We start from the raw sequence: 13,233 nt of genomic DNA on the forward strand, positions 1-13,233 counted from the left end.
AAAAGGAATATATTCTCTTAGAATGTTTCTTTATATTGCACAGGGATGTTATTCTTATTCTAAGAAAATAATATCAAACCGATATAATTGATTATAAAAGGAGCAAGATTGAGTTATTATGGATAAACAAATTGGATTCATCGGTTGCGGAAATATGGGAATGGCTATGATTGGCGGAATGATAAACAAAAATATAGTGTCTTCAAATCAAATTATTTGTTCAGATTTAAACACTGCTAATTTAAAAAATGCTAGTGAAAAATATGGGCTAACTACAACTACCGACAACAATGAAGTAGCTAAAAATGCTGATATTTTAATTTTATCAATCAAACCAGACCTATACGCGTCAATAATTAATGAAATAAAAGAAGTAATCAAAAACGATGCTATCATCGTTACGATCGCTGCTGGGAAAAGTATTGAAAGTACTGAAAATGCATTTAATAAAAAAGTAAAGGTTGTAAGGGTAATGCCTAATACTCCTGCTCTTGTTGGAGAAGGAATGTCTGCATTATGCCCGAATGAAATGGTGACAGAAAAAGATTTAGAAGATGTACTAAACATTTTCAATAGTTTTGGTCAAACAGAGATCGTAAGTGAAAAATTAATGGATGTTGTCACATCCGTAAGTGGTTCTTCACCAGCTTATGTATATATGATTATAGAAGCGATGGCAGATGCTGCTGTACTAGATGGTATGCCAAGAAATCAAGCATATAAATTCGCTGCTCAAGCTGTGTTAGGCTCTGCAAAAATGGTACTAGAAACAGGAATACATCCAGGTGAATTGAAAGATATGGTTTGTTCTCCTGGTGGAACGACAATAGAAGCTGTAGCAACATTAGAGGAAAAAGGATTACGAACAGCGATTATTTCAGCTATGCAACGTTGTACGCAAAAGTCTGTTGAACTATCTGGTCAAACTAAAAAATAAAACTATAAAAGAGATTACGTTAGCTATGAATTCACATAATTTTAATTAAAAATTCACTACATGATAAACGGCCAAACTCATATAAAATTGAGCTTGGCCGTTCCGCTTTTTAATTATATTAAAATAATTTAATTCAAATCTTCTTTAAAGGTTCTATTTTATCCCTTACCTATTCCATACTATGATTGTGTAATTTTATTAGAAACTAATAATTTTTCAATGCATTTCGGTAACATATCTATTAGTGTTTCAAATGCGTAGTTTACATCTAGACGTTCTGTCCATTGATGTGCATCTTTTCCTACCGGCCCCATATTTAATACTGGAACATCAAACTCTTCTAATTCCTGAAGCGGAATTGAATAACCTTTATCCCATAATGGCATATTGTCTACAAGCGAACTCATTGAATCCAGTGGATACTGCAAGCCTACATAGCTTAAATCTGAAATCCCCCCAAAATAATTTTGGTTTTCAAATGTAATCTTATGATTGTAGTGTGCATACTTTTCCATTTCTACAACTACCTCTTTTATTAAAGGATTGTTGCGTGAACTCACAGCTGGATAGTACGGCGGAGCGAAGAAAAGTACAATCATCGGTGCCTTTTCTTTACATAAAATCGCTAATTTATCTACTAAATCAATCGTTACCGCACGATCATCTTTATCTTCTCTATTTTTTATAATATTAGATTGAATATGATTTATTTTTTCTTGTCCATGTTGCTCAATTGCATATGTGATAAGCTCTTCATAAGTTAATACATTTACTTTGAGATTAGGTGGTATAAATGGATTATATTTAGAAAAACGATATGCATGTTTTTCATACGACTCTTCTATTTTCTCTGCTACTTTCTTTACTTTTTGACGTAACAATGAAACTACATCTGTCATTGATTTTTCTAATAAAAACAAATTAAATAATGTAACTGCACGATGCGGAATTTGTACAGAATAATCCTCCTTTAAGTCCCTTTGAAGTAAGTTAGTTGGCGGAGGACTCGCTTCCCCTTCTACAATATCACAAAGGTCTGTGTTTAACTCTAATTCTGCTGTTATTAATGAAGCCATATAACTCCCATTTAAGCCTGCAAAAGGTTCACCTACATGTGTCTCTTTTCCATAGCAAAGAAAACCAGGTAATACTTTACCAATAGAGCCAGTGTAAATATACTTATTTTGGTCACCAGGATGTCTTGAAAACATAGGCTCTGAGTTTAAGACCGTTTTATAATCTAAGTTATGCTCTCTAGCTAAATCTAACAGTCTTGGAACAGCGGCCCTCATCCCTACAGAATTCACTTCTTCATCTGGTACAGCCAATAAAAGAACATTCCCATCGAATCTTCCTTCACATGCTTGTTCAATCATTGCCATTTGTAATGCTAGACCGCATTTCATATCCATTGTTCCTCTACCAAACAGCCATTCCCCATGTTCTATATCTTCACGTACATGGTCTGGAAGTTCATCTTTATGAGAATAAAACATAGATGTTAACTTTTTAGGATTAAATGCATCTTCTTTCCACACTCCGTAATCTTGTACATCTACAACATCAAAGTGACTTACTAGAATTACAGTATTTTTTGTACTATCGCTTTTCTTTACTAGTGCTGTAACAAAATATCGTCCGTCCCCTGTCGGATTTTTTTGTAAATGATGCGGGTTTTCTTTGAAGTACTGTAAATCAGATAACTGTTCCACAACAAAGTCTGGCAATATTACTTCAGCTTCTGAACCGGTAATACTAGGAATTTCAACAAGACCGCTTAATAATTGAATCAATTGTTCTTTTGATTGCCACTTTGACATATAAATCCCCCTATTTTTCCGCATTATGAAAACTAATTCCATTATATGAATAAAAAAATGACGACAGTTATCAAAATTATAGTTCTGATGTACTGCCGATTTTTATTGATATTTCATGAGCCGCTTGTTTTACCTTGCTAATAAGAAAAGATAGTCGATCATCATTAATACGATGACTAATTAACCCAACACTTAATGCTCCTACTACTTTATGATTAAATCCGATAATAGGTGCAGCTACTGAAGCTGTCCCTTCTGTTTTTTCACCATAACTGACAGCATATCCTTCATTTTTTATTTGCTTTATTTGATTAAGAAGAATTTGCTTTTGTTCTGGTAATGAAGAAAGTAAATTTTCTACAATATGTTCCATTTCATTCGTTTTCATATTGGCAAGCATCGTTTTATTTGCGGCACCAATTGAAAGTGGAATTTGTTCCCCTAGATTATCGATAACTCGAATTTTTAAAGGACTATCAATTCTTTCAATGATAATAGAATGTGTTCCGTTTGGAATATTTAAATAGACACTTTCCTCCACTTCAGCAGCTAAACGTTTCATCACTTCTCTTGCAACAGATCTGTAGTCTACCTTCTCCAATTGACGTAACCCTATTTCCATCCACATTGGTCCAATTTTGTACTGTTTTGTCTCTGAAATTTGTGTAACTAACCCATGCTCCATTAAAGAGTTAAGTAATCTATGTACTGTACTAACCGGGAGATGTGTTCCATCAGCTATATCAGAAATAGCCCAATACTCTTTTTCATTTGTAGAATTCAATAATTTAATAATACTTATCGCTCGATCAATGGACTGTACCATAACTCGCCTCAACTTTACTCGTAATATGTTAGTATGCTTAATTAACTATCAATTTAGCAAACATTCGAAATGAAATCAATCTATTTATTTAATTTTCTAACAATAAAAACATATCACTAACAAAGAATTGAAAACGCAAACAAAAAAATATTGACTTTTCTTTTTAATTATCTGAAAATTATAACAAGATTTCACATCACGGAATACATTCCATAATACGGAAAAATATCAAACTTTATTCTATCACCTATGAAAGTGAGGAAAACAATGGCGCAAGTAAGCAATACAAACAATGAATTAAAACGGACGATGAAAAGTAGACACTTATTCATGATTGCACTCGGTGGTGTGATTGGAACGGGGTTATTTAACGGATCTGGCTTTATTATAAGTCAAGCTGGACCTGGCGGATCCGTACTTGCCTTTATGGCCGGTGGATTATTAATGTATTTCGTTATGCTATGTCTTGGTGAACTTGCTGTAGCCATGCCTGTTTCAGGTTCTTTCCAAGAATATGCCACTAAGTTCATCAATCCTGCAACTGGCTTTACAATCGGATGGTTGTATTGGTTAAGCTGGGCGAATACGACCGGTCTTGAATTTACAACTGCCGGCATTACAATGCAGCGCTGGTTTCCTGATATTCCTGTTTGGGTTTGGTGTTTAATATTTGGCGTTACAATCTTCACTATTAACGCATTATCTGCTCGTAGTTATGCAGAAACAGAATTTTGGTTTTCAAGTATAAAAGTATCTGCCATTATCGCTTTCATTATTCTTGGCGGCGCCGCTATGTTCGGTTTTATTGATTTAAAAGGTGACGAACCCGCTCCGCTATTATCAAATTTCGTAAATCATGGTGGTTTATTCCCAAATGGACTTGCCGCTATTCTTTTAACAATGGTTACAGTCAACTATTCCTTCCAAGGTACAGAACTTGTTGGAATCGCAGCAGGTGAAAGTGAAGATCCAGCAAAAACTTTACCTCGTTCTATTAGAAATATTATATGGCGCACAATGTTTTTCTTCGTCTTAGCAATCTTTGTTCTTGTTGCTTTAATTCCTTGGGAAGAAGCTGGATTAACAAAGAGCCCATTCGTTGCTGTTTTTGATAATATCGGTATTCCATATGCAGCTGATATTATGAACTTTGTTATTCTTACTGCTGTTCTTTCTGTTGCAAACTCAGGACTATACGCTGCTACTCGAATGCTTTGGTCTTTATCAAAAAACGAAATGGCTCCAGCCTTTTTAAAGAAATTATCATCACGTGGGATTCCTCTCAACGCTTTAATCATGACGATAGCTATTTCTGCTTTTTCTCTTTTGACAAGCGTAGTAGCTGCTGAAACGGTTTACTTATGGCTCATTTCAATTTCCGGAGTCATTACCATTATTGTTTGGATGTCAATTTGTGTTTCTCAATTCTTTTTCCGCAAACATTATTTAGCAGACGGTGGAAAATTAGAAGACTTAAAATTTAAAACACCACTTTATCCACTCGTACCAATTCTTGGTTTTGGATTGTATGGCATTATATTAATCAGTCTTATTTTTATCCCAGAACAACGACTTGGAATCTATTGCACTGTACCATTTATCATCTTTTGCTATACCTACTATCACTTTAAAGTTAAGAAAAGAATATCTACTAACACTCATAGTGAAAGTAAAATTAGCGAGACTTCGTAATATTTGACGATACATAAAAGACCACACGTGGCGTTTCACTTCATGTGTGGTCTTTTATCGTTCCTTCTCTCATTTCCCCCTACTATTGAAAGAATTATTTATAACACTTTAAGTTCTGGATTGCTCAGGTGAACTTTTGGTTGAAAAATGAGCATTTCTATACCTTTCCCAAAATTTCAAGTTCTGCTAATGATGTTGTAGAAAGTGTTAATGTAGTAAATACTATAATACTAACAATTACTATTTTTACTATTCATAAGTTGATGATTCTGCTTACTATTACTGTTTTGTTTTGATATATTTAATATATATTTAAAGACAGACAGGAGTTAGATACGATGATAAAAGGTTTTGGAGGAATATTTTGGAGAACTAAGAATCTTGATGTTATAAAAAAATGGTACAGTGAAGTGTTGAAACTTGATATAGAAGATTGGAATGGAACTGTGATTAAACCCCAGTTAGGAAATGAGACCATCTTTTCTTTCTTTACAGAGAATGACAATTATTTTCCAAAAGAACAACAAGTGATGTTAAATTTCGAAGTACATAATCTAAACGAGACTATAAAGCATCTTGAGAATATTGGTGTACCTCTAGAGAAGAAAGAAGAAATCAGTGAATTTGGAAAGTTTATTTGGATTAAGGATCCTGAAGGTCGATTGATCGAACTTTGGGAGAAATAGTGGATTCTACTTATTTACTATTAAGTTAACAGCTGCGTTAATACATCAAGGTAAATAAAAAAGTCGATTCCTTTAACTCCACAGGAAATCGATTTTTTTGTGGAGTTAAACTTCTTAGCTTTGTAAATCCTCATTTTTCAAATTCTACCCTATGGCCACCAACTTAAAAACATAAAAAAACGCTATTCTTACGAAAAGAATAGCGTTTTTCATTATTTAAATATGATTTCATCTGAATTTAATAGATATATCCCCTCTCCTACAAAAGTAGTAGAGTGTTCATTTAAACACTTACTACCTCAGTGGGATTTATCACATTCCAATTTCAATATAATAGTAAATAGGTATATCGGATATAGATGTACATTACTAGGCTTATACATATTTCAACTTTAGAATTACATTTACTATTTAATTGGTAGTTACCAATAAAGAAAGGAATGATCATAATAATACAGAACATATACGAAACTCATTTACATGTAAGAAATTTAGAAAACGCAATAAATTTCTATCAAAACAAGCTAGGATTAACGTTAGCAAGAAAACTCTCCAAAAGAAGAGTGGCTTTCTTTTGGGTCGGAGAAAATAAACAACAAATGCTTGGACTATGGGAAGTAAATAATATCGAAGACTTTGAGCCGAGACATTTTGCTTTTGGTGTAAATTTAGAGTCTTTAATGACTTCTAAAGCGTGGTTAGAGGAACGTGGAATAGAAGTGATAGGAAGTCAAGGAAAAGGAAATCAAGAGCCAATTGTCCAAAGGTGGATGCCCGCTGCAAGTGTATACTTTCTAGATTGTGATGGAAATAAATTAGAATTCATTTCTATGTTACATGAGAATCCAGATGAACTAGAATATGCATCCTATTTAAGTGTATGGAATACGGAACACCAAGAAAAATGAATGGAATTTTCGTTCAAGTCTTTTCTTATTTTTGGATATAATGTTGTACTATCCCCATGCCCATCAACTTAAGAATTTAGAATTCCCCCCAAAAACGAAATTTCGCCACAAGTTGTCACAAAATTTCGTTTTTGGGGTAGTTTTATTTTCTTAGCTTGATTTCGATGAGCGGTACCCCATAAAGGCCCCTGATACATAATTGATGTTCTGCTATTTGTAGAAAACAATCCACTTATACCATTTTAACAAGAAGAAATATCTCGTCCATGTTGTAATATTGGCTTACGTTAAGCTTGTGAAAAAATCATATTCATGTATAATACAATTGATGTATGATACAATAGTTGTAGGAGGGTGACCTTTTTGAAAAGAGAAGATGCCTTAAAACTAAGAAAAGATATCAAGAAAATGATTATAATAACTGGGGTTTTTGAATCTCAAAATTTGCCCAATGGACCATTTGAAAAACCTTTACCAACTTCTCAAATGATGGCGTTAGAAGAACTAGAGGTGGAAAAATTAACTGTTTGGCAACTATCCAATAAACTTAGATTAGAGACTTCAACTGTAAGTAGATTGGTAGATAAGTTAGTAAAAAAGGGGCTTATTTATCGTGAAGTAAATGAAAAAAATAGAAGAGAACTTTTTCTGCACCTCACAGAAAAAGGTCACATAACTGTTAATTGCTTAAGAGAGCAATCCATTACATTTTATCAAAGTATTCTCAATAATTTATCAGAATCAGAACAAAAAATAGTTGTGGATGGTTTTGAATTATTTATTGATTCTATTTCTAAGCCTTTTGATTAGAGTCAGGTAAGTCATAACATTTGGAGGATAAAATGAGTTTGCATTTTGAACGTCCTATTATTGAATTAAAAGAGAAATTTGATGAATTAAAGAAAATTATGAAAGAAAATAATGTAGATTTATCGTCAGAAATTCATGAATTAGAAAAACGTTTAAATAAAATGCAAGATAAAATTTATTCTAATATTACACCTTTTCAACGAGTTCAAATTGCAAGGCTACGTAATCGACCCACGACATTGGACTATATACCTTTATTGTTTACAAACTTTCTCGAACTTCATGGTGATCGATTATATGGTGATGATAAAGCAATGATAGGTGGTATTGCAAAATTTAAAGGAATGCCCGTTACGGTTATTGGTCATCAAAGAGGTAGAAATACAAAGGAAAGTATAGAAAGAAATTTTGGAATGGCACATCCAGAAGGTTATAGAAAAGCGCTAAGACTTATGAAACAAGCTGATAAATTTAATCGCCCTATTATTACATTTATTGATACAATAGGCGCCTATCCAGGGATAGGATCTGAAGAACGTGGAATTTCTGAAGCGATAGCTCAAAATCTATTTGAAATGACTACACTTAAAGTGCCAATTGTTTGTATTGTAATTGGAGAGGCATCAAGTGGTGGAGCTCTTGGCATTAGTGTCGGTAACCATATCCATATGTTAGAGTATTCATGGTACTCGGTAATTTCGCCCGAAGGAGCAGCATCTATCCTATGGAAGGACGCTAAGTATGCTCCAGAAGCTGCTGAACATATGAAAATTTCAGCAAAAGATTTAAAACATTTAGGAATTATTGATGAAATCATTCCTGAAATTAAAGGTGGAGCACAAAATGATATACAATCACAGGCAAAAATGATTGAATCTGTAATCGAATCATCTCTAAAAAAATTGATACTATTATCCTCGGAAGAGCTTATACAACAGCGATATGAAAAGTATAGACAAATAGAGAATTATAAATGAAAGTATTTAAAATCCGTATTACATTTCGGAGGATTATCGCAAAAAAATTCTAAATATTTTTGCAAGTAACCTCTTAAACTGGGATATGCTGATACTATCATTCTACAAAAGATGTGTGATCGGTATGGAAAAGGATAATTTGTTCTAATGGATCAACGTGGTGTGTACTATATACCGCGACTCAAATTAAACAATAGGATATATGTCAAAAATGAATTTCCTGAATACTTTCGAAACGGAACAATAAAAAAACAATATCAGTACATCAAAGTTGATTTAGAGCACATCATGGATACCTTAAAATCAGGACAGTCCTATGAAATAAAAGAAGCTTATATTGGAAAGGATAAAAAACTATTCACTCGGGTGATTATGTATCGATTTACAGAAAAACAACTTCGTGAGCGTATGAAAAAACAAGTGTACACAGAAAGTACACTTTGTTTTCATTTTTAAGTTGATAGGCATGTGTCCCCCCCTTTTTGCTATTAATTTTCGTCGGATCTATGAACAGTTATCATAACGGAAAATTCATGACAACTCCATTTGTTAACATAATGTATTTACTGTCAACTTATATTTGTACTTACATACAAGCAATTTTCTAATCTGCTTCAATTATAATTTGAATCATTTAATTTTTCTTCTTATCTGGCATCTACTCTTTAAACAAAAACTCCCCTTAAATCGAAAATGATTAAGGGGAGTTTTATATACGATGCAATTATAGTTCAGATTTCACCCGAACAGAAACATTATTTTTAATTATATTTTTGACATCTTTAAAGCTAACAAAATTGTTACTTTTCTCATCCCAAAGACGGAAACGGAGTGAACGCAAGCTTGTAGCAAGCGTAATCGTTGGTACATTTTTTAAAGGAAGCGTATTGTTGTGTGCCTCTTCTAATTTATAGTTAGGTACTCTTGGACTTAAATGGTGAACATGATGGAATCCAATATTACCCGTTAGAAATTGCAAAATTTTTGGAAGTTTATAAAAAGAACTTCCCTCCACTGCCGCTTTCACATATTCCCACTCTTTATCTTCTTCAAAATAAGAATCCTCAAATGTGTGCTGTACGTAAAACAACCAAATACCTATTGAACCTGCTATTAAAAATATAGAACCATGTACTAAAAGAAACGATTGCCATCCAATTGCCCAGCAAAGCATTCCTATAATAGCAACGATTAAAATATTCGTTAAATAAGTGTTCATACGTTCTTTTTTTCTAGCACCTTTTCGGTTAAATCTATTTTTAAGCAGGAAAACATAAATCGGACCTAATCCAAACATAACGAATGGATTGCGATATAAACGATATGCTAAACGGAGTCTAAATGGTGCTGCTACATATTCATCTACTGTAAGCGTCCAAATATCTCCTGTACCCCTTTTATCCAAATTACCACTCGTAGCGTGGTGAATAGAATGCTCATGCCCCCACTGATCAAATGGGAATAATGTTAAAACACCCATACACGTTCCAACTATTCTATTTGCACGTCGACTTTTAAAAAACGAATAATGGGTGCAATCATGAAAAATAATGAAAATCCTTGTCATAAATCCAGCGGCTAACAATGCTGGAACTAATGTTAACCAATAAGAAACTGACAAACTTTTATAAGCAAGGTACCATAAAATAATAAATGGCACGATTGTGTTGATCAGTTGCCAAACACTTTTTTTAATCGTTGATTTTTCAAAAGGAGCAACTTGTTTTTTTAAATTTTTAGTATTTTCTAAGGTCATTGTTCTAATTCCTTTCCTTTTTGTTGCTAATTCATATTATAACACACTATTAGTATCAGGTGTTAAAAGTAGCTATAATAAATATTTTATACTATGAAAATCTCTTTTTTCTTACTCATTACTTACAAATTTCTTACGTCCAAAATAGCTTCTATAATTGGACAGACGGAGCATTTTATGTATCAAAGAAACTTCGAATTTTTCCAATAAGTACATAAAAAAACAGAGAGTTTTTTCACAAGAAGAAAAGAGCTGTCATAAGTCAGTTTCACCGACTTGTGGCAGCTCCTCTTCGTTTTACCTTATTTTATCGATGAAGCCAAACCGCACCTGCAGACTTGTCTTCAGCTTGGCCTACTACTTCAAACTTCAGTCCTAGTTTCGGCAACTTACGTCCTGCATCAGGAATGATGCTGTTGATATATTGCTTAGAATCATCAAATTTCGCCACTCCTGGTAATCCTTTATAATCAAAAATACCGCGAGTTGGTGAATTTACTTTCCATGCTGGCGTTTGATCAAATGAGAATGCCGCATCGGCAATTTGATAACGCGTACTGCTCTTCACAGTAGGTTGTCCGTTTAATGTCCCTACAATTGCCTCTGGATGAGAATCTACTACTCCTAAGAACCCTTCACCTGGATGAACGCCTACCCAGTTATCTGTAAAGCTTTGATCCGCATACCATACAACCATTCCTGTATTAAATACTGGTCCACGTGCATGTTGTAACGCAGTGTCAGAACCAGCATAATTTCTCCACTCTACATAGTAATTATGTTTTTTCTGTTCAAATCCGTTAGACACAGTAAAGCCTTTTAACGTCATTGCTGGCTGACCTTCCGCATCATCAGAGAAAACAACTTTTCCATCTACAGTTAAGGCTGCATTATCTAACGCAAATCCTTTATAAGCTACTGCAATATCTGTTAAGTACTCAAATTGCAGTTTTACTTTTTTTCCTTTGAATTGGCTTAGATCGTATGATTTATCAACCCATTTACCATCAGTTGTATCCGCGCCGCCTTTTACATCTTTTTCGCCCATTCTATCAATGCGTGTCTTCGTTCCATCTTCTGCAATCGCATATACGTCAAGGAAATCATACTTCGCTTCAAGTTCGTAAAATGCCTTATAATCGAACTTAGCATCCTTTGCATTTGTTAAGTCAAATACTGGTGTCTCAAGTGTTGTATGAATGTCATTTCCTTTTGTACTATAATAGAACTTCTTACCAAACGCCGATTCGATATTTTTTATATCTTTGTCCGGCAAGTTAACACGAACGATTCCAGGTCGTTTAGATTTTGTAGTACTTTGATCTACATATGTCGCAACACCGATGCCTTTGCTAAGTTTGTCATAATCTACTTCAAGGATATTCGCCCAATTCCCCTTCATATTCTTTTGGAAAAACTCTTTATTTTGTGGTGAGAAACTCGTTGGCTCTGTTCCTGCAATTTTTCCAGCCCAGCTACCACCACTCATAATAGACCATGACTCAACAGGTTCACCTTGTCCTGAGTACTTTGTATCATATTCATCTGGTAAGCCTAAATCATGGCCATACTCATGTGCAAACACACCAACCGCTCCGTCTTCAGGCTCGATTGTATAATCGTATGCAGCCATCTTTCCGCCCCAGTTCGAAACAGAAGATTTCGTGCCATCAATTGCATATGGTTTTGAACCGAGTTTTGAACGATGTGACCAAATCGCATCATCTTTCAATTTACCGCCGCCAGCTTCTTGACCAACGCCAGCATGTACAACCATTAAATGATCAATAATTCCATCTGGCTCATTTTTATTTCCATCACCATCTTGATCGTATTGATCAAATTGGTCATAGTCTGCTAAATTGATTCCTTTTGCTACCGCTGCTTTTAATGCTTCTTTCACAAAATCTTTTGGTCCTAAAGGCCCCTTGTTATCATGACCAGTACCCGCATCAGCACCATAATCTGATGCTTTTCCTGGAACAGTAAGCCACTCTGTTACAGTCCCATCAACTGTATAGCTACCACCAGATTGTTCTTCATAATATTGCTTAAATGTGTTAATCTTCGATCCATCAAATAAAGTGAATGGTTCATCACCAAATAACATTTTTTGATAATGTTCACGATTAAAGTCCTTGGAATACATGTATCCTGGCTCTTGATCAATATTGTTATGCTTAAAATCGCTAAATTCTACAAGTAAAACAAGTACTTTATCTTTTCGAACAGCTCCATTGTATTCTTCTTGCTTCGCTGATGTAGTAGGTACTTTTCCATTTAATTTTCCTGGATTCAATCCAGCACTTTGCCCAGCTACTGGGCCTACTTCAGGCTGCTGTGCCTGTTCATTTTCCTTCATTTTTGCATCTTTTACTTTTTTCATAAAATCAGAAGCTTCTTGTGTAAGACTATCTCCTGTTAAGATTTCTTTCCCAGGGTTTTCCCCTTTCTTTTTCTCAACATATTTTTCGACAGCCTTTGACGTCTCAGCTTGTGATGCAGATTGATCAATTACCCCCCGTTGTTTTAGCGCTTCTGCCAAACGCTCCTCCGGTATTAAGTGCTCATCTATTGGTAGAGATGATGTTGGTGTCTCAGCATACGCTGCGTGACCTCCAAAAGCAAACGTACTACTTAGTACTGCTGCTGTTGTTAATACCGCTAATGGTTTTAATTTCTTTTTCTTTTTCAATGTATTTCCTCCCCAGTGTCTGCAAATTATCGTTTTTTGCCGATAACAACATAATATTCGTTATAATACGAATATTCAATCTTTTTCAACAAATAAAATGTTGAGAAATATTTTTTTATGCAGAGT

The 13,233-nt window shown here is 34.2% G+C and carries 10 protein-coding genes and 1 pseudogene; 7 read left to right on the top strand and 4 right to left on the bottom strand.

The window, feature by feature from the left end; translation table 11 throughout:
• Positions 1-118: 118 nt before the first annotated feature.
• Positions 119-937, top strand: coding sequence for a pyrroline-5-carboxylate reductase (gene proC, locus AC3EMB_RS14685; protein WP_000360725.1), 819 nt, complete (start codon positions 119-121; stop codon positions 935-937).
• A 179-nt stretch (positions 938-1,116) separates the two neighbouring features.
• Here proC and AC3EMB_RS14690 read toward each other — a convergent pair whose 3' ends face one another.
• Positions 1,117-2,781 (bottom strand): M20/M25/M40 family metallo-hydrolase, encoded by a 1,665-nt coding sequence (locus AC3EMB_RS14690; RefSeq protein WP_488517087.1) that lies wholly within the window; start codon positions 2,779-2,781, stop codon positions 1,117-1,119.
• A 52-nt stretch (positions 2,782-2,833) separates the two neighbouring features.
• Positions 2,834-3,583, bottom strand: a complete 750-nt coding sequence (locus AC3EMB_RS14695; protein ID WP_000250751.1) for an IclR family transcriptional regulator — start codon at positions 3,581-3,583, stop codon at positions 2,834-2,836.
• Between the two features lie 267 nt (positions 3,584-3,850).
• On the opposite strand from AC3EMB_RS14695, the gene AC3EMB_RS14700 reads away from it, so the two are divergent.
• The 6 genes and pseudogenes from AC3EMB_RS14700 to AC3EMB_RS14725 form a co-directional block, all read left to right on the top strand.
• Positions 3,851-5,275 (top strand): amino acid permease, encoded by a 1,425-nt coding sequence (locus AC3EMB_RS14700; protein WP_016081145.1) that lies wholly within the window; start codon positions 3,851-3,853, stop codon positions 5,273-5,275.
• 338 nt (positions 5,276-5,613) lie between these two features.
• On the top strand, positions 5,614-5,961 hold the full coding sequence (locus AC3EMB_RS14705) for a VOC family protein (protein ID WP_016081144.1): 348 nt from the start codon (positions 5,614-5,616) through the stop codon (positions 5,959-5,961).
• A gap of 449 nt (positions 5,962-6,410) precedes the next feature.
• Positions 6,411-6,869, top strand: a complete 459-nt coding sequence (locus AC3EMB_RS14710) for a VOC family protein (protein WP_140155496.1) — start codon at positions 6,411-6,413, stop codon at positions 6,867-6,869.
• Between the two features lie 363 nt (positions 6,870-7,232).
• Positions 7,233-7,679 (top strand): MarR family winged helix-turn-helix transcriptional regulator, encoded by a 447-nt coding sequence (locus AC3EMB_RS14715; RefSeq protein WP_000817653.1) that lies wholly within the window; start codon positions 7,233-7,235, stop codon positions 7,677-7,679.
• A gap of 32 nt (positions 7,680-7,711) precedes the next feature.
• Positions 7,712-8,656, top strand: a complete 945-nt coding sequence (locus AC3EMB_RS14720; protein ID WP_098285963.1) for an acetyl-CoA carboxylase carboxyltransferase subunit alpha — start codon at positions 7,712-7,714, stop codon at positions 8,654-8,656.
• Between the two features lie 147 nt (positions 8,657-8,803).
• Positions 8,804-9,091: pseudogene (locus AC3EMB_RS14725) on the top strand (IS4 family transposase); the annotation flags it as partial.
• A gap of 289 nt (positions 9,092-9,380) precedes the next feature.
• Here AC3EMB_RS14725 and desA read toward each other — a convergent pair.
• Positions 9,381-10,412, bottom strand: coding sequence for a Delta(5) desaturase DesA (gene desA, locus AC3EMB_RS14730; protein ID WP_000171497.1), 1,032 nt, complete (start codon positions 10,410-10,412; stop codon positions 9,381-9,383).
• Positions 10,413-10,719: 307 nt separating this feature from the next.
• Positions 10,720-13,107 (bottom strand): immune inhibitor A domain-containing protein, encoded by a 2,388-nt coding sequence (locus AC3EMB_RS14735; RefSeq protein ID WP_000727447.1) that lies wholly within the window; start codon positions 13,105-13,107, stop codon positions 10,720-10,722.
• Between the last annotated feature and the right edge of the window lie 126 nt (positions 13,108-13,233).

It is taken from the genome of Bacillus sp. LQ16, from assembly GCF_057784645.1.

Bases quoted from the DNA above. Each gene is read 5' to 3' on its own strand.
- desA (WP_000171497.1), bottom strand. From the start codon at position 10,412: ATGACCTTAGAAAATACTAAAAATTTAAAAAAACAAGTTGCTCCTTTT.
- AC3EMB_RS14695 (WP_000250751.1), bottom strand. From the start codon at position 3,583: ATGGTACAGTCCATTGATCGAGCGATAAGTATTATTAAATTATTGAAT.
- AC3EMB_RS14700 (WP_016081145.1), top strand. From the start codon at position 3,851: ATGGCGCAAGTAAGCAATACAAACAATGAATTAAAACGGACGATGAAA.
- AC3EMB_RS14705 (WP_016081144.1), top strand. From the start codon at position 5,614: ATGATAAAAGGTTTTGGAGGAATATTTTGGAGAACTAAGAATCTTGAT.
- proC (WP_000360725.1), top strand. From the start codon at position 119: ATGGATAAACAAATTGGATTCATCGGTTGCGGAAATATGGGAATGGCT.
- AC3EMB_RS14720 (WP_098285963.1), top strand. From the start codon at position 7,712: ATGAGTTTGCATTTTGAACGTCCTATTATTGAATTAAAAGAGAAATTT.
- AC3EMB_RS14690 (WP_488517087.1), bottom strand. From the start codon at position 2,781: ATGCGGAAAAATAGGGGGATTTATATGTCAAAGTGGCAATCAAAAGAA.